General features: G+C 73.8%; 12 protein-coding genes. 6 read left to right on the top strand and 6 right to left on the bottom strand.

Annotated features, from left to right (window positions below):
* Positions 1 to 120: 120 nt before the first annotated feature.
* Genes ABZ806_RS38410 through ABZ806_RS38395 form a run of 4 tightly spaced genes read right to left on the bottom strand, consistent with a single transcriptional unit; the run spans position 121 to position 3,621 of the window.
* A complete protein-coding gene (locus tag ABZ806_RS38410) occupies positions 121 to 999 on the bottom strand; it encodes an ABC transporter ATP-binding protein (RefSeq protein WP_500223289.1) in 879 nt (292 codons plus the stop codon).
* Between the two features lie 2 nt (positions 1,000 to 1,001).
* The gene (locus ABZ806_RS38405) at positions 1,002 to 1,862 is read right to left on the bottom strand and encodes an ABC transporter permease (RefSeq protein WP_500223287.1); all 861 of its coding nucleotides are present in this window, start codon (positions 1,860 to 1,862) and stop codon (positions 1,002 to 1,004) included.
* Complete coding sequence (locus ABZ806_RS38400) at positions 1,859 to 2,635, bottom strand: ABC transporter permease (protein ID WP_500223286.1); 777 nt, start codon at positions 2,633 to 2,635, stop codon at positions 1,859 to 1,861. Before ABZ806_RS38400 ends, ABZ806_RS38405 begins: the two co-directional genes overlap by 4 nt.
* The gene (locus ABZ806_RS38395; RefSeq protein WP_500223284.1) at positions 2,632 to 3,621 is read right to left on the bottom strand and encodes an ABC transporter substrate-binding protein; all 990 of its coding nucleotides are present in this window, start codon (positions 3,619 to 3,621) and stop codon (positions 2,632 to 2,634) included. The genes ABZ806_RS38400 and ABZ806_RS38395 overlap by 4 nt, the downstream gene beginning before the upstream one ends.
* A gap of 455 nt (positions 3,622 to 4,076) precedes the next feature.
* On the opposite strand from ABZ806_RS38395, the gene ABZ806_RS38390 reads away from it, so the two are divergent.
* The 5 genes from ABZ806_RS38390 (at position 4,077) to ABZ806_RS38370 (ending at position 9,762) form a co-directional block, all read left to right on the top strand.
* Positions 4,077 to 7,298 carry a sensor histidine kinase gene (locus ABZ806_RS38390; RefSeq protein WP_500223283.1) on the top strand — a complete coding sequence of 1,074 codons (3,222 nt, stop codon included), beginning with the start codon at positions 4,077 to 4,079 and terminating at the stop codon, positions 7,296 to 7,298.
* Positions 7,295 to 7,741, top strand: coding sequence for a roadblock/LC7 domain-containing protein (locus tag ABZ806_RS38385; protein WP_067635689.1), 447 nt, complete (start codon positions 7,295 to 7,297; stop codon positions 7,739 to 7,741). The genes ABZ806_RS38390 and ABZ806_RS38385 overlap by 4 nt, the downstream gene beginning before the upstream one ends.
* 30 nt (positions 7,742 to 7,771) lie before the next feature.
* Positions 7,772 to 8,236, top strand: coding sequence for a DUF742 domain-containing protein (locus ABZ806_RS38380; RefSeq protein WP_500223280.1), 465 nt, complete (start codon positions 7,772 to 7,774; stop codon positions 8,234 to 8,236).
* A gap of 40 nt (positions 8,237 to 8,276) precedes the next feature.
* A complete protein-coding gene (locus ABZ806_RS38375) occupies positions 8,277 to 8,873 on the top strand; it encodes a GTP-binding protein (protein WP_500223294.1) in 597 nt (198 codons plus the stop codon).
* A gap of 121 nt (positions 8,874 to 8,994) precedes the next feature.
* A complete protein-coding gene (locus tag ABZ806_RS38370) occupies positions 8,995 to 9,762 on the top strand; it encodes an SGNH/GDSL hydrolase family protein (protein ID WP_500223292.1) in 768 nt (255 codons plus the stop codon).
* 4 nt (positions 9,763 to 9,766) lie between these two features.
* On the opposite strand, the gene ABZ806_RS38365 is transcribed toward ABZ806_RS38370, so the two are convergent.
* Entirely contained in the window at positions 9,767 to 10,102 is a 336-nt protein-coding gene (locus ABZ806_RS38365; RefSeq protein WP_500223278.1) for an STAS domain-containing protein, read from the bottom strand.
* Between the two features lie 184 nt (positions 10,103 to 10,286).
* Between ABZ806_RS38365 and ABZ806_RS38360 the strand changes: the two genes are divergently transcribed.
* On the top strand, positions 10,287 to 13,907 hold the full coding sequence (locus ABZ806_RS38360) for an AAA family ATPase (RefSeq protein WP_500223276.1): 3,621 nt from the start codon (positions 10,287 to 10,289) through the stop codon (positions 13,905 to 13,907).
* A 6-nt stretch (positions 13,908 to 13,913) separates the two neighbouring features.
* Here the strand turns inward: ABZ806_RS38360 and ABZ806_RS38355 are convergent, their stop codons facing one another.
* On the bottom strand, positions 13,914 to 15,932 hold the full coding sequence (locus ABZ806_RS38355) for an ABC transporter ATP-binding protein (protein ID WP_500223275.1): 2,019 nt from the start codon (positions 15,930 to 15,932) through the stop codon (positions 13,914 to 13,916).
* Positions 15,933 to 16,032: the final 100 nt, after the last annotated feature.

Below are 16,032 nucleotides of genomic sequence, written 5' to 3'. Positions count from 1 at the left end.
TGCCTCCGGCGCGGCCCCCCCCCCAATAACACCCCCCCTGGGGGGGGGGGGCGCCCCCCCCCCCCCGGGCCCCCCCCCCCGCCCCGGTGTCCGGTCGCAGGCCGCTCCGGGCGGCCGTCCTCACTTCGCCGGCTTGCTCCCCAGCGCGGCCCCGGCGCCGGCCTGCGGCGCGGCCGGCGCCGCGCCCGGCACCTTGGCGCCGCCGCGGACCAGCCGGCCGACCTCGGCGCGCAGCCGGACGAACTCCGGCAGGCCCCGCGTCTCGATCTGGTCGCGGGTGGACGGCAGGGTGACCGGCAGGTCGGCGTGCACCCGGGCGGGGGAGCGGTTCAGCACCACGACCCGGTCGCCGACGTAGACGCTCTCGTCGATGTCGTGCGTGACGAGCAGGATCGTCATCTTCTCCTTGCGGTGCACCTGCAGGACGAGGTCCTCCAGGTCCTCCCGGGTCTGCGCGTCCACGGACCCGAACGGCTCGTCCATCAGCATCAGCGACGGGCGGTAGGCCAGGGCCCGCGCGATCGAGACGCGCTGCTGCATGCCGCCCGACAGCTGCCACGGGTACTTGCGCCCCGCGTCCGGGAGGCCCACCGACTCCAGGACCTCCTCGGCGGCGGCGCGCCGCTCCGCGCGGGACTTCCCGCGCCGGCGCAGCGGCAGCGCCACGTTGTCGCGGACGGTCAGCCAGGGGAACAGCGAGCGGCTGTAGTCCTGGAAGACCACGGCGAGGTCGTCGGGCACCCCGTCGATCGGCCTGCCGTTCAGCGTGAGCGTCCCGCCGGTGGGCCGGATCAGCCCGGCGATGCAGCGCAGCAGCGTGGACTTGCCGCAGCCGGACGGGCCGACGATGCTGACCATCTCGCCGTCCGGGACGGTGAGGTCGAGTCCGTCGAGGGCCAGGTGCCCGTCGGCGTAGGAGTGGTTGAGGCCGGTTATCTGAAGCATCGCGGCCGCCTCTTCTCGTGTGTTCGTCTTGAGGTTCGTCTGCGTGGCGGTCATCGTCAACTCGCGAGCCTCTGCGCACCCGCGTGCCACGCCAGCAGGCGCCGTTCCAGCAGCATGAACACGGCGTTGAACAGGAAGCCGAGGATGCCCAGCATCACGATCCCGGCCCACATCCGCGGCAGCTCGAAGGTGCGCTGCGCGCCGATGAGCTCGGAGCCGATGCCGGCGGTGCTGCCGAACAGCTCGGAGATCACCATCAGGATCAGCGCGAACGACAGCGCCACCCGCAGGCCGGCGAAGATCTTCGGCGCCGCCGCGGGCAGCACGATGGTCAGCAGCCTGCGCATCGGGCCCATGCCGAACACGCGGGCCGTCTCCAGCTGCAGCGGGTCGACGGTGCGGACGCCGTCGGCGGTGTTGAGCAGCACCGGCCACACCACGCCGAACGCGATCGTGACGATCTGCATGGTCGCGCCGAGCTGGAACACCATGATGAAGAACGGGACCAGGGTCGGCGGCGGCACGGCGCGCAGGAACTGCAGCACCGGGTCGAACAGGTCGTTCATCGTCCGCGACCGGCCGATGGCCGCGCCGACCACGACGCCGACCGCGCCCGCGGCGGCCCAGCCGACGAACAGGTGCGCCAGGCTGGTGGAGAAGTCGTCCACCGCGTCCTCGGTGAGGAACAGGTGCGACGCGGGGCCGGAGAACCACAGCTCGTGCAGCGTCGTGACGATCTTGGTCGGCGGCGTGAAGTAGGTCTCGTTCACCGCGCGGGTGACGACCTCCCACAGGACCAGCGCGACGACGACCAGCCACGCCCGCGCCGCGAAGCCGAGCAGCCCCTTCAGGACCTTCACGCCGGCTCCCTGCCGGGGAGCGGCGGTGACCGGCGTCCCCTCGTGGACCGCGCTCATGCGACCCCCTCCACCCGGGCGGTCTGCCAGCGGAACGCGACCCGCTCGACCGCGAGCAGCGCGACGTTGGCCAGCAGGCCGAGGACTCCGGCCCACACGGCGCCCGCCAGCATGAGGTCGGTCTGGCCGCCGCCGGACTGGGTGTCGGCCAGGTAGATGCCGACGCCGTTGAACCCGCCGGCCAGCAGCTCGGTGCTGATCACGACGATGAGGGCGACGGAGGCGGCGATGCGGATGCCGGTGGCGATGAACGGCGCGGCGCTCGGCAGCGACACCCGCCACAGCACGGCCGGCGTCCCGAAGCCGAAGCTGCGCAGGCTCTCCTTCGCGACCGGGTCGACGTCCCGGAGCGCGTACAGGGTGTTGATGAGGATCGGCCACAGGCAGGCGTAGAAGATCAGTGACATCTTCATCTGCGTGGGGCTGGCGAACAGGATGATGGCGAGCGGGATCAGCGCGACCGAGGGGATGGGGCGCAGCAGCTCGACCAGGGCGCGCGCGGCGGTGCCGAGGAACGGCACCGAGCCGAGCAGGACGCCCAGCGGGACGGCCACCAGGACCGACAGCGCGAGCCCGCCGAACCATGCCTTGAGCGTCGCCCCGATGTCGACGAGGAACTCGCTGTCGACGGCGAGCTTGCCGGCCTCCCGGAGAACGACCGACGCCGGGGGCAGGGCGGTCGGGTCCACGAGGCCGGTACGGCTGATGACCTCGAGGACGGCGACCACTCCTGCGGCCCCGGCGGCGCCGAAAGCGATGCGGCGAAGGTTCATGAAGACGACGGCGCGGCGATGTACTGCTTGACGTCGATGCGCTTGTCAACGTAGCCGAACTGCTGCATGAAGTCCGCGACGCGCTGCAGGCGCGTGGCGTTCAGCGAGGTCGGGTAGGTGCCGTAGCTCATCGTGGACGCGACCTTGGCGTCGATGCCCTTGGCGTAGGTCGGCAGGATGTCCTGGACGACCTTGCGGTCGGCGCACTCGCCCTGCGCCTTGGTCAGCGCGCGCTGGAAGGCGGCGACCGTCTTCGGGTTCTCCTTGGTGAACTTCTCCGTGGCGGCGTAGCCGGCGATCGGGAAGTCGGCGGTGGGGCCGCTGGACAGGTCGGAGACCATGCGGGCGCCCATGGTCTCCTGCATCTGGGTGCCGAACGGCTCGATGGCCTGGACGGCGTCGACGCTCTTGGACTTCAGGGCCTGCTCCATGGCGGGCGGGGCCACCTCGACGAAGTTCTTGTCCTCGTCGAACTCCACGCCCTCGGGCTGGGCGGCGGCGCGGACCAGCAGCGTGCTGATGTTGCGCTTGGTGTTGACGGCGATCTTCTTGCCCGCCAGGTCCTTGATCGTGTGGTAGGCGGAGTCCTTGCGCACCATCAGCGTGTGGGTCTTGGACGCGCTCTGGAAGCCCTCGGCGACGATCATCGGCTTGAAGCCGGGGTCCTTGGTCGCGGCGGTGAGCAGCGAGACGTAGTTGCCGAAGCTGAAGTCCAGGCGGCCGCTCTTCAGCAGCGGGATGCCGGCGGCGCCACCCTGGATGACCTGCGTCTTCACGCTGAGGCCCTCGGCCTTGAAGTAGCCCTTGCTGATCGCGAGCTGCACCGGCGCGGTGTCGGCCACGGTCATGGTGCCCAGGGTGATGTTGGACTTCTCCAGGCCGTTGGCCGATTTCTTGTCATCGGAGTCGCCACAGGCGACCGCCGTGAGCGCTACCGCGATGGCGAGCGCACCACTGACGGTCGCGCGGCGGTGGGAAGCAGACATGAGCAACGCTCCATTTTGCGGGGGGAAGCTGGCTGAAAGCTGATCTTTCAACGAGCGGGGAGCGTAGCGCACCGTGGGGGCGTCATGGGCGAGATGTGAGCTTTACATGCATAAATGTGAACAGACGTCAACAGGCAGTGACATTCGTATCCTCTGCATCACAAGTCCAGACCTGTGTGATCATTCGGGTTGGCCATGATGGTGGCTCTGTGTTGCAATGTTCGGCGCTTGCCCGCAGTGGTGCGGACAGGTGCCGCGACCCGAATCCCGTTCAGGTTCGTGACCGGGAACCGTGCGCCGCGAGCGGTCGATCCATGGAGAGGTAGCGGAGGGCAGTGCGCAAAGCCGAAGGGGCCGAGCCGGTCCCGCAGTCCCCTCAGCCAGCCCCGCCTGCCAGCGAGGACGCCCCGAGGAGGGTTTCCCTGGCAGGTCGGTTCAAGCTGCGCAACTGGCGCGTGCGCACGCGCCTGTTCGCCCTCATCGCGGTACCCACGATCGTGGCCGCGCTGCTGGCGGGCTACCGCGTCTCGGTGTCGATGGACAACGCCGACGCCTATGCGCGGACAGGTAACCTGGCCACACTGGGTAACCAGTTGACCGCTCTCGCGCACGAGGTCGAGAACGAGCGCGACGCGATGGCGGAAAGGGCTGCCGGCGGCTCCCGCGCCGTCAGCCCGGAGGCGCTGAAATCACGCCAGGAATCGGTGGACTCCGCCGCGCGGAAGGTGCGCGACGCCGCCGCGGACGTCCAGGCCGACTCGCCCGCGATGAAGCTGGTGCTCGGCAACGTCGTGAACCGCGTCACCGAGCTCCCGTCGCTGCGCCAGCTGGCCGCCCGCCTCGCGGCGGGCCCGATCATCGACAAGTACAGCGAGTTCATCGACGACTTCACGAGCTTCCACCTGCTGATCTCGCAGGACGCGCCGACGCCCGAGCTGGCGCAGACCGCGCTGGCCCTCGCCGACCTCGCCAACGCCAAGGACGCCGCGTCCCGCGAGCGCGCGCTGATCGCCTCCGCGCTCTGGCAGGGCCGGTTCGAGCCGCTCGAACGCGACTCCGTCGACGACGCCCGCGCGGACATGAACACCAGCATCGCCGCGTTCCGCAGCTCCGCCACGGCGGCCCAGCTGCAGCTGTTCGAGGACACCGTCACCGGCCCCGAGCTGGACCGCGCCGAGTTCACCCGGCTGCGCGCCCTCAACATCGCCGACCGGTCCCCGCAGCTGAACGCCAAGCTCGGCGCGAAGGTCGCGCGCGGCTGGACGACCGACTCCGGGTCCCGCGTCGACAAGCTCCGCGCGGTGGAGCAGAGCATCGCCGCCGACCTGTCGGTCTCCGCGCACGACGCCGAGTCCGACGCGCAGGCCGACGCCATCCGGGACGGGATCCTGCTGTTCCTCGTCCTCGCGATCGTGCTGGCGACGGTCATCGTCGTGGCCCGCTCGCTGGTGCGGCCGCTGCGCCGGCTGCAGTCCGGCGCGCTCGACGTCGCCAGCACCCGGCTGCCCGGCCTGGTCGACCGGCTGCGCGACCCGGAGGCCGCCGCCGGCGGCATCGAGGTCGAGCCGATCGAGATCGACTCCACGGACGAGATCGGCCAGGTCGCGCGGGCCTTCGACGAGGTCCACCGCGAGGCGGTCCGGCTGGCGGCCGACGAGGCCGTCCTGCGCGGCAACATCAACGCGATGTTCGTCAACCTCTCCCGGCGCAGCCAGTCGCTCATCGAGCGCCAGCTGCGGCTGATCGAGGAGCTGGAGCAGAGCGAGCGCGACGAGGAGCAGCTCGCCAACCTGTTCCGGCTGGACCACCTGGCCACCCGCATGCGGCGCAACTCGGAGAACCTCCTCGTCCTCGGCGGCCAGGAGCAGGTGCGGCGCTGGAACAAGCCGGTCCCGCTCATCGACGTCGTCCGGGCGTCGCTGTCCGAGGTCGAGCAGTACGAGCGGGTCGCGCTGCGGGTTCAAGGCGACATGGCGGTCGCCGGCCCCGTCGTCAACGACCTCGTCCACCTGCTGGCCGAGCTGGTCGAGAACGCCACCGCGTTCTCCTCCGAGCACACCAAGGTCACCGTCTCCGGGCAGATGCTCAGCGGCGGCGGCTGCATGCTGCAGATCACCGACAACGGCGTGGGCATGTCGACGGAGGAGCTGGAGCAGGCCAACTGGCGGCTCGCGAACCCGCCCGTCATCGACTTCTCCGCGGCTCGCCGCATGGGCCTGTTCGTGGTCGGCCGCCTGGCGGTCCGGCACGGCGTCCGGGTGGAGCTGCGCGCCGCGCAGGGCGGCGGGCTCACCGCGTTCGTGGTGCTGCCGGACGGCGCCGTCACGCCCGGCGACTCCGGCGGCCTCGCCGCCCGCGGGCTCGGGCCGCGCGAGTCCGGTTCGGCCGGCCAGCTCGCCGCGCTCACCACGACGGCCGCCGAGCCGCCGGCCGCGCCGGGCGGCGCGTTCCGGCAGGACGGCTACGGCCCCGCCGGGCAGCCGATGGGCGCCCCGGCGGGCGGCGGCACCGGCGGGCATCCGATGGTCGGCGGCACCGGCCCGCTGCGGCCCGTCCGCGGCGGCACCGACGCCCAGCCGGTCATCGGCGAGACCGGCCCGATCCCGGTCGGCGGCGGGTTCGCCGGCACCGGCCCGCAGTCGGCGGTGCCGCCGATCGAGCGGCGTCCGCCGCGCGAGCGCCACCGCCGGGCCGAGGACCCGTACCAGCCCGGCGACGGGCAGCAGCCGCGCCGGCCGGGCGAGCTGCCCGTCCGCGAGCCGGGCGCGCACCTGCCGGGCCGCCCGTCCGACGACGGCGCGCCGAACGGGCTCTTCCAGCCGCGCGCCGAGCGCGTCCAGGACCCCGCCGAGCACGGATCCGCCGGGAGTAACGGCGTCTACCGGCCCGGCGGCCGCACCGGACCGCAGCCGGTCGTGCCGGAGGCGCAGCCGATGGTGCCCGAGCCCGGCGCGGCGCGGCAGATCCCGTGGGAGACCGGGCCGATCCCGGTCGGCGACTCCGGCCCGGCGCCGGCCGGCTACTCCAACGGCTACGCCGACGGCGCGCCGCCGGCCCGCGCGCCGGAGTACGCCCCGGAGCCGCCCGAGCCGGCCATGCGGGCCGCGGCTCCGCCGCCCGCGCGGCCCGAGCCGGCGGCGCCGCCGCGCGGCCCGGAGCGGTCGCCCATCTTCGACGCGATGCAGTCCGAATGGTTCCAGCGCAGGTCCGGAGGCACATCCGGGGAGGATCCGGTGAAGGGTTGGGAGTCGCCCGCCGACGCGGGCTTCCGCGCCGCCGAAGCCGCCCGCCGGCCGGTGGCGACGTCCCGCACGAACGTGGGGCTGCCCAAGCGGGTGCCCGGCAAGAACCGCGTTCCCGGCGCGGTCGGCCGCGCCCAGACGGGCGCTCAGACGGCCGCCCCGGCGCAGCCGCCGGCGGTACCGCCGCCCGGCGGGCCGTTGCCGAGCGGGCCCGGTGAGGGGCAGTCTGTGCAGGGACAACAGCCCGAGGGCCGGCAGGCGCCGGGCCAGCAGGTGCAGGGCCAGCAGGACCCCGGCCATTCGGCCGACTTCGTACGCAACCGTTTCGCGAGCCTGCAGCGCGGCGTCCACAGGGGGCGCAACGAGGCACGCGGCGGAAGCACGTCAGGTGAGGTGCCGTCAGAGGGCGACGGCGAGACAGGAGGCACCCGGTGAGCGGGCAGGATCTCAACTGGTTGGTGACGAACTTCGCCGACCGTGTCGCGAAGGTCGCGCACGCCGTCGTGGTCTCCTCGGACGGCCTGCCGATGGCCTACTCCTCGGGTTTCCCGCCCGAGCGGGCGGACCAGCTCTCGGCGATCGCCTCGGGGCTGATGAGCCTGACGCAGGGCGCGGCGAAGATCTTCGACGCGGGCGGGGTGAACCAGACCGTCGTCGAGATGGACCGCGGGCTGCTGTTCGTCATGTCCATCACGAACGGCTCGGTGTTCGCGGTGCTGGCGGCGCCCGACTGCGACCTCGGGCTCGTCGCCTACGAGATGACGCTGCTGGTGGAGCGGGTGGGCCGGGTGCTGACCCCCGCGCTGCGCGCCCAGGAGCAGCCGCCGTACTCGGGGCCGCCGGTCACCGAGATGGGTGCCGGCCCCGCCCGCTATTGACCGTGACTGACTCTGACGGAGGTCGGCGACATGGATCGAGGCAGTCACTACGGAGGCGGTCCGGGCGGTCCTGGCGGCCCCGGACGCTGGCCCGGTGACCAGGGCCGCGCACCGGCGCCGGGGCGTCCCCCCGAACGCGAGGAGAGCGAGGCCAGTTCGCTGGTGCGCCCCTACGCGGTGACCGGGGGGCGCACGAAACCGCGCTACGACCTGGCCATCGAGGCGCTGGTCACCGCGGCGCCGTATCCGCCGCGGGACGTGGCCGTGCTGACCCCGGAGTACCGGGCGATCATGGACCTGTGCCGGTCGGCCCGCTCGGTGGCCGAGGTGTCGGCGCTGCTGCGCCTGCCGCTCGGCGTGGCGCGCGTGCTCGTCGCCGACATGGCCGTCGAGGGACTGCTGCGCCTGCACCAGTCGCAGTCCTCCACCACCACCGGCGGACAGCCGGACCTCCGCTTGCTAGAAAGGGTGCTCAGTGGCCTTCGGAAGCTCTGACCAGGTTCCGCCCCCGGGGCCGCACGGCGGAGAGGCCGAGCTGACCTCGGTCAAGATCGTCGTCGGCGGCGGCTTCGGTGTCGGGAAGACCACCTTCGTCGGCTCGGTCTCGGAGATCATGCCGCTCACCACGGAGGCGGTGATGACCGCCGCCAGTGCCGACGTGGACGACCTGTCGGCCGTGCCGGACAAGACGACCACCACGGTCGCGATGGACTTCGGGCGCGTGTCGCTCGACAGCGAGCTGATCCTGTACCTGTTCGGCACGCCCGGGCAGCACCGGTTCTGGTTCATGTGGGACGACCTGGTGCGCGGCGCGATCGGCGCCGTCGTGCTGGTCGACACCCGCCGGCTGGAGGACTGCTTCGCCGCGGTGGACTACTTCGAGGAGCTCGGCCTGCCGTTCGTGGTGGGCGTCAACGGGTTCCACGGCGAGTTCCAGTACGCGGTCGAGGACATCCGCGACGCCCTGTCGATCAGCTCGCACGTGCCGATCGTCCAGTGCGACGCGCGCAGCCGCGAGTCCACCAAGCAGGTGCTGATCACGCTGGTGAAGCACGCGATGACGGTGCACGCGGGCGGGTCGCACGCGGCCGCGCCCGCGCAGCCCGGCAGCACGTCGCCGAGCTGGACCTGACGCCCGGCCGCGGGGCCGGCGGGGGCCCGGCCGCGGTTACGGTCGCGTAAGTCGTATGCACGATGCATGATTAATCCTCGTGATTGACCATGAATCAGTGTTGGGGGTCGCGATGAGCGAAATGGAGCAGATCCGGACGTACGTGGCTATCGGCGACAGCTTCACCGAGGGCCTCAACGACCCCTACCCGGGCGAGGACGACACGTTCCGCGGCTGGGCCGACCGGCTGGCCGAGCACATCGCCGCGGCGAGCCCCGGCCTGCGCTACGCCAACCTCGCGGTCCGCGGCAAGCTCGTCCGCCAGATCGTGGACGACCAGGTGCCGCGCGCCGTCGAGCTGGCGCCCGACCTCGTCACGCTCTGCGCGGGCGGCAACGACATGATCCGGCCGGGCGCCGACCCGGACGCGCTCGCGGTCGTGTTCGACGACGCCGTCCGCAGGCTGCGCGGCACCGGCGCCCGGGTGGTGATCTTCACCGGCTTCGACACCCGGGGCCTGCGCTCCGGCTCGCGCATCCGCGGCAAGGCGGCGACGTACAACATGCACCTGCGCGCCATCGCCGACCGCCGCGGCTGCGACGTCGTCGACCTGTGGCCGCTGCGCGCCTTCGACGACCCCCGCGCCTGGCACGAGGACCGCCTCCACCTGTCCCCGGAGGGCCACCGCCGCATGGCCCTCCTGGTCGCGGGCGTCGTCGGCGTCCCCGCCGAGGGCGACTGGCGCGAGCCCTGGCCGCCGCCCGGCCACCGCGCCGACTGGCTCACCCTGCGCCGCGAGGACGTCCGCTGGGCCCGCACCTACCTCGTCCCGTGGATCGGCCGCCGGGCCACCGGCCGCTCCTCCGGCGACGGCCGCGGCCCCAAGCGCCCCACCCCCTTCCCGCTGTGACCGGTCAGGGCAGCGCCTCCGCGAGGGTGGCGGTCACCGGGATGCGGCGGTGCAGCCCGGTGATCTCCAGGGTGCGGCGGACGATCGGGCGCGGGCCGGCGAGGGTGAGGCTGCCGCCCGCGGCGGTCGCGGCCTTGTAGCAGGCGACGATGACCGACAGGCCGCCCGAGTCCATGAACTCCAGGTCGGCCAGGTCGAGGACGAGGTGCTCGCCGTGTTCGCGGCGCGCCTCGTTGAGGGACCTGCGCAGGTCTTCCGAGCAGGCGATATCGAGTTCTCCGCGCAGCCGGACGACGGTCCGCCCGCCGTCCGACCGCGTGGTCACTTCCAAAGGTGGCACGGGGGGTTCCCCTCCTGTGAGCGCAGCGCCTCCCGGCGGGCCGTCCGGGAGATGCTTTCCATGTGACAACTATCGCCGACGACGGGCCGCCTGCCAACCCGGCGCGACGGGGGGTGTGCCGGATCGTGCCGGGCCGTAGGGTGCTGTCGGACGTGCCCCTCCGCTGTCTAGGAGACCGAACTCCGTGAGTGCCCCCCGGCTGCCGGACCATCTCGAAGTGCTGCTCACCGAGGAGCCCGTGCTCGACGTGTACGCGCACGGCCCGTGGCGGGTGCCGGACGGCCTCTACGCGGAGATCCGCGAACGGGCGGTCGCCTACAACACCGACGAGCGCGCGGTCGTGCTGACGCGGCGGCTCAGCGACTTCTACGGCGACCGCACCAGCGCGGCCGGCGCCGAGCAGTGGTCGCTGCTCACGTTCCTGCTGGGCGCGTCGGCGGCCCGCGGCGGATCGCGCGGCGACGTCGACTACGAACTGCTGTCGGACTTCCTGGCGACGCCGGAGTCGGCGGTCCGGGATCCGACGGCGTTCTTCAGCCAGGGCGGGCGGTGGCGGCCGCCGGGGCTGTGGCTGCCCGAGCCGGCGGGCGACGACCCGGAGCGGCGCGCGGTGATGTTCGAGCTGGCGCGGGCCGGGCTGGACGTCTTCGCGGGGCTGGAGCCGGTGGAGCGGCGCCGGAAGGCGCTGATCGGGCTGTTCGACCGGCGCGCGGCCGATCCGGCGCTCCGCGAGGTGGACATGTCCGTCCCCAACGGGCGGCTGGAGGACGCCTGGGCGTCCGCGCTGACCGAGGAGGAACTGGCCGTCCTGCCGGAGCTGGCGGGCCCCGTCGGCTACCTCGGGTGGGCGTGCGAAGGGCTGGACGCCGCGCACCGGCGGCTGTCGGGGGCCGTGGCCGACGGGGACGAGCCCGATGCCGCGCTGGCCCGGCTGCTGCTGGCGGCCGGCGCGCCGGTCGTCCCGGCCGAGCTGGCGGTCGTGCTCGGCACGGTGCGGTACGAGAACGTGGAGGAGCGGTTCCGCGCGGCGCGCGAGGGGTTCTCCGCCGAGGCGTGGCAGCAGGACGTGCGCGCGTGGCTGGCGCGGGGCCTGGTCGCGGGGGAGGCGGACGCGTCCCGCGCCTGGCTCGACATGGCCGTGCGCGTCACCGGCGCGGCGCAGGGGCTGCCCGAGGCGGCGGTCAGCCCGAAATGCCGGGTACCGGTGCGCGCGTTCCAGGCCGACCTGCGGCGGCTGTTCACCGTCCGGCGCGTCTTCAACACCCTGGCGTTCGGCGACCGGCGTGCGGCGGAGGCCGCCGGGGAGCCCGCGGAGGAGGCGCGTCCGGGGCGCGCGGACGTGCCGGAGCCGGGGCTCGTCGGGCAGCCCGAGCTGTCCCGCGCCCTGCGGGAGGCGGTCGCGGCGCGGCTGGCGGGGGAGCGGGCCGCCCGGCTGCTCATCACCGGACCGGAGGGCACCGGGAAGGGCACCGCCGCCGAGATCGCCGAGGCGATGCTCGCCGAGGGCGGCGCCGTCCGGGAGGCGCTGTGGATCTCCGACCAGGTGTTCGCGTCGCTGGGCGTGAGCGACGCCGTCCTGTGGCTGCAGGCCCGCGTCCGCGAGTGCCTGGAGGGGCGGATGCTCCTGGTCGTCGACGACCTGGAGAAGCTCGCCGCCAACGAGCGGTGCGGCGCCGCCGCCGTCGAGGAGCTGCGGCGGCTCATGGCCCGCGCGCCGTCGCTGAGCGTCGTCGCGCTGTGCCGTCCCGGCGGCGACCGGCGGCTGTTCGACGCCAACCCGGCGCTGGTCCGGGCGTTCGAGGTGGCCCGCACCCGCGACTTCGGCGAGGACGACTTCGCCGAGCTGTTCGCCCTCGCCGTCGCGCGGCGCGGCGCGCGCGTCGCCCCGGCGGTCGCGGCGGCCGCGGGCGGGATGCTGCGCCGCACCCCGCCGCTGCTGAACCTGCGCGGCGCCCGGCTCGCCGAGCACATGGCGGGCGAGGCCGTCGCCGCCGCCCGTGCCCGCCGGGACGGCACCGACGCCCGTCCCGGCGAGGACGGCGCCGGCGCCCGTGCCCGTCCGGACGGCGCCGCCGAGGTCACGGACGCGGACCTGCCGCAGCACCTCGTCGCGGGCCGTCCCGCCGACGGCGACCCGCTCGCCGAGCTGGCCGCCGTCGTCGGCATCGAGCCCGTCAAGCGCGAGGTCGACGCCCTGATCGCCGAGGCCAGGGCCGCGCGGCTGCGCCGCGAGGCGGGCATGACGGCGCGGTCCCGGCCCCGGCACCTGGTGTTCACCGGGAACACCGGCACCGGCAAGGGCAAGGTCGCCCGCATCCTCGGCCGCGTCTACGCCGGCCTCGGCGTGCTGTCGTCCGGCCACCTGGTCCAGGTGGAGCGCGCCGACCTGCTCGGCGAGTACGCCAGCGAGAGCGTGCTGCGGGTGCGGCGCGCCGTGGAGGAGGCGCACGGCGGCGTCCTGATGGTGCGGGACGCGCACGCCCTGGTGTCGGTGTCGGCGGACGCCGCGCGCGGCCGGGAGGTCCTGGACGTCCTGCTGACCAGCGTCCAGGCGCACACCGAGGACCTCGTCGTCGTGCTGACCGGCCCGCACGCGGAGATGAACGGGCTGCTGAAGGCGCATCCCGACCTGGCCGAGTTCTTCCCCCGCACGATCCGGTTCGCCGACCTCACCGACGACGAGCTGGTGCGGGTGTTCGCGGCCAAGGCCGCCGCCTCGGGGTTCGAGCTGGCCCCCGGCGTGCTGGACGAGGTCCGCGCGCTGGTCGAGGCGGCGCCCCGCGAGCGCGGGCTCGGCAACGTCCGCATCATGACCAACCTGCTGGACCGCGCCGTCGCGATGCAGGGCCGCCGCGTCCTCGCCGACGGGATCGTCGACGAGACCGAGTCCCTCGACGTCATCCTGCTGGAGGACGTCCCCGACACCCTCACGCGCGGCCGCGACGACGTGCCCGGCGACCCGCTCGCCGAGGTCGAGCGGCTGATCGGGCTGGCCGACATCAAGCGCGAGGTGGCCGCGCTGGTCGCCGAGGTCCGCGCCGAGCAGCTGCGGCGCGACGCGAAGGTGTCCCCGGCGCCGCCGGCGCGGCACATGGTGTTCATGGGCAACCCGGGCACCGCCAAGACGACGATCGCGCGGCTGATCGCGGCCGTGTTCGCCCGGCTGGGCCTGCTGTCGTCCGGGCACCTGGTGGAGGTCACCCGCGCCGACCTCGTCGCCGAGTTCGTCGGGCAGACCGCGCCGCGGGTGCGGGCCGCGGTCGAGCGCGCCCTCGGCGGCGTGCTGTTCGTCGACGAGGCGTACGCGTTGTCGTCGGCGGGCGGCGACCGGCGCGACTTCGGCCACGAGGCGATCGCCGAGCTGCTGCGGCTGATGGAGGAGCACCGCGGCGACCTCGTCGTCATCGTCGCCGGCTACGACGCCGAGATGGAGCGGTTCCTGGACGCCAACCCGGGGCTGAAGTCCCGGTTCCCGAAGCGGCTGCGGTTCCCCGACTACACCGACGACGGGCTGGTCACGATCTTCGAGTTCATGGCGGCGGAGGCCGGGTTCGTGCTCGCGCCCGGGGTGCTGGACGTGCTGCGCGACCGCGTCGCCGCGCACCCGCGCGGCGCCTCGTTCGGCAACGCCCGGCTCGTCCGAAACCTGCTGGAGGCGGCGATCTCCCGGCAGGCGCAGCGCATCACCGCCGGGCACGACGAGGGCCGCGAGGTCGGCGCGGCGGAGGTGGGCCTGCTGCGCCCCGAGGACGTCCCCGACGCCCCGCCCCGCGAGGACGACCGCGCCTACGGCCTCTACATCTAGCCGGGTCTAGCCCGCCCGCGCCTCGCCGGCCGCGGGCTGCGGGCCGCCGGCGGCGTACGCGGCGGCCTGCAGCGAGTACAGCTCGGCGTAGAGGCCGCCGCGGGCCATCAGCGCCGCGTGGTCGCCCTCCTCGATCACCTCGCCGTGCTCCAGGACGTAGATCCGGTCGGCATAACGGACGCTGGCGAGCCGGTGTGTGATGAGCAGAACCGTACGGCCGTCGGTGTGGGTGCGGATACGTTCGAACAGCTGGTGCTCGGCTCGCGCGTCCAGTGCGGCGGTCGGCTCGTCGCAGATCAGCAGCGGCGCGTCGCGGAAGAAGCCGCGCGCCACCGCGAGCCGCTGCCACTGGCCGCCGGACAGGTCGGCGCCGCCCTTGAACCGGCGGTCCAGCAGCGTCCCGTAGCCGCGGGAGAGCTCCGCGACGACCTCGTCGGCGCCGGACGCGCGGGCGGCGGCGAGCATCCCCGGGTCCTCCCCGTCGCCGTCGGCCCGGCCCTCCGGGCGGTCGGCGCCGCGCCCCATCGTGATGTTCTGCCGCGCGGTCATCGGCCAGTGCGTGTACTCCTGCGCGATGACGGCGATGCGCTCCCACACGTCCTGCGGCGGGACGGCGGCGAGCGGCACCTCGTCCCACGCCACCTCGCCGGAGTCCGGGTCGTACAGGCCCGCCATGATCTTGGCGAGGGTGGTCTTGCCGGAGCCGTTCTCGCCGACGAGCGCGACCACCTCGCCCTTGCGCAGGTCCAGCGAGACGCCGTTGAGGGACGGCGCGTCCGCGCCCGGGTAGGTGAACACGACGTCGCGGACGCGGATGTGCGCGACGTCGTCCGGCAGCCGCTCGCGGTCCCGCGCCGGTGCCAGGGCGCGGTGCGGGATCCGCTTCTCGGCGGCGTCGCAGAAGCGGAGGTAGTCCCCGAAGTACAGGCCCTCCTCGTAGCACTGGTTGACCGCGAACACCAGGTTGGCCAGGGACGCCTGGCCGGAGCGGATCGCCAGCACCGCCGTGCCCGCCACCGCCAGCGGCACCGCGCCCTTCCACAGCATGACCCCGAGCGCGATGTAGACGAGCGCCGTGGCGACGCCCTTCAGGAGGTCGCCGGTGACCCGGGCGATGGTCTGCCGGCGCGCCAGGTCCAGTTCCACGCTCCGCTGGTGGGCGGCCGACCGGTCGTACTGGTCCAGCAGGAACGCCCGCATGGTGAACGAGCGCACCTCGGCCGCGTGCTTCCGCTCGACCATCAGGTCGGACAGGATCCACTTCCGGCGCGCGACCTCGACCAGGGAGAGCATCGTCAGGTACCGCATCCGGGCGCTGCGCACGGCCGCCCACCCCTCCGGGACGGCGGTCAGCAGGAGCAGCGGCAGCAGCAGCGGGTGCAGCACGCCGAGGGTGCCCGCCGCCGCGGCCATCCCCACCAGGCCGGTGAGGACGTCCACCGCCTGCTGGACGACCCGGGGGGCCGACATCATGCCCCGGGTCTGCGCGCGCTGCAGGTCGTCCAGAAAGTCGGAGTCGTCGAGAGCGGCCAGGTGCACGGCGGTCGTCGCCTCGTACAGCCGCAACTCGGCGAGGCGCTGCACCTGCGGGTCCAGCCGCGCCTGGGACCAGCCCGCGGCCGCCTGCAGCGCGGCCCGCAGCGCCACCGCGCCCGCGACCAGCGCCAGCGACGGCAGCGCGTCCCGGACCCGGGACGGCGTCGGCGCCGCGCTGAACAGCGCGGTGAGCACGCCCGTCGTCGCCAGCAGCCAGAACGCCGTGAAGATCCCCGCGAGGAGGTTGAGGGAGATCGTCGCGATCGTGTCGGCCCGGCTCGCCCGCCAGGCCAGCCCGGCGGCCTGCGCGATCACCGCCGGCAGCCGCCGCGCGACGGTGCCGAGCCCGGTCTCGGCGAGTTCCCTGTCCTTCTCGTGCCACCGGAGCGCGGACAGCTCCGGAAGCTGCGGCCTGGTGCCGGCCTCGGCCCGCCGCCCGCCGCCTCCCCGCCGGCGCGTCCACCTCGCGAGACGCCGTCGTGTACCCATGCGCCACCCTCCCCGCGTACACCCCGCCAGGGGGCAGTGTGCGCCGTAAGGGGGACGGTGTCCGCTTCATGTGTCACATAGCGCGGTGATTTGTTCCAGC

The sequence above is a fragment of the Spirillospora sp. NPDC047418 genome (assembly GCF_040643275.1).
GTDB lineage: Bacteria > Actinomycetota > Actinomycetes > Streptosporangiales > Streptosporangiaceae > Spirillospora.
Note: the sequence above shows the minus strand (reverse complement) of the source record. Positions and strands in the feature narration are given on the sequence as shown.

Coding starts and splice junctions, on each gene's coding strand:
- ABZ806_RS38410 (WP_500223289.1), bottom strand. CDS start 999: ATGACCGCCACGCAGACGAACCTCAAGACGAACACACGAGAAGAGGCG.
- ABZ806_RS38405 (WP_500223287.1), bottom strand. CDS start 1,862: ATGAGCGCGGTCCACGAGGGGACGCCGGTCACCGCCGCTCCCCGGCAG.
- ABZ806_RS38400 (WP_500223286.1), bottom strand. CDS start 2,635: ATGAACCTTCGCCGCATCGCTTTCGGCGCCGCCGGGGCCGCAGGAGTG.
- ABZ806_RS38395 (WP_500223284.1), bottom strand. CDS start 3,621: ATGTCTGCTTCCCACCGCCGCGCGACCGTCAGTGGTGCGCTCGCCATC.
- ABZ806_RS38380 (WP_500223280.1), top strand. CDS start 7,772: ATGGATCGAGGCAGTCACTACGGAGGCGGTCCGGGCGGTCCTGGCGGC.
- ABZ806_RS38370 (WP_500223292.1), top strand. CDS start 8,995: ATGGAGCAGATCCGGACGTACGTGGCTATCGGCGACAGCTTCACCGAG.
- ABZ806_RS38355 (WP_500223275.1), bottom strand. CDS start 15,932: ATGGGTACACGACGGCGTCTCGCGAGGTGGACGCGCCGGCGGGGAGGC.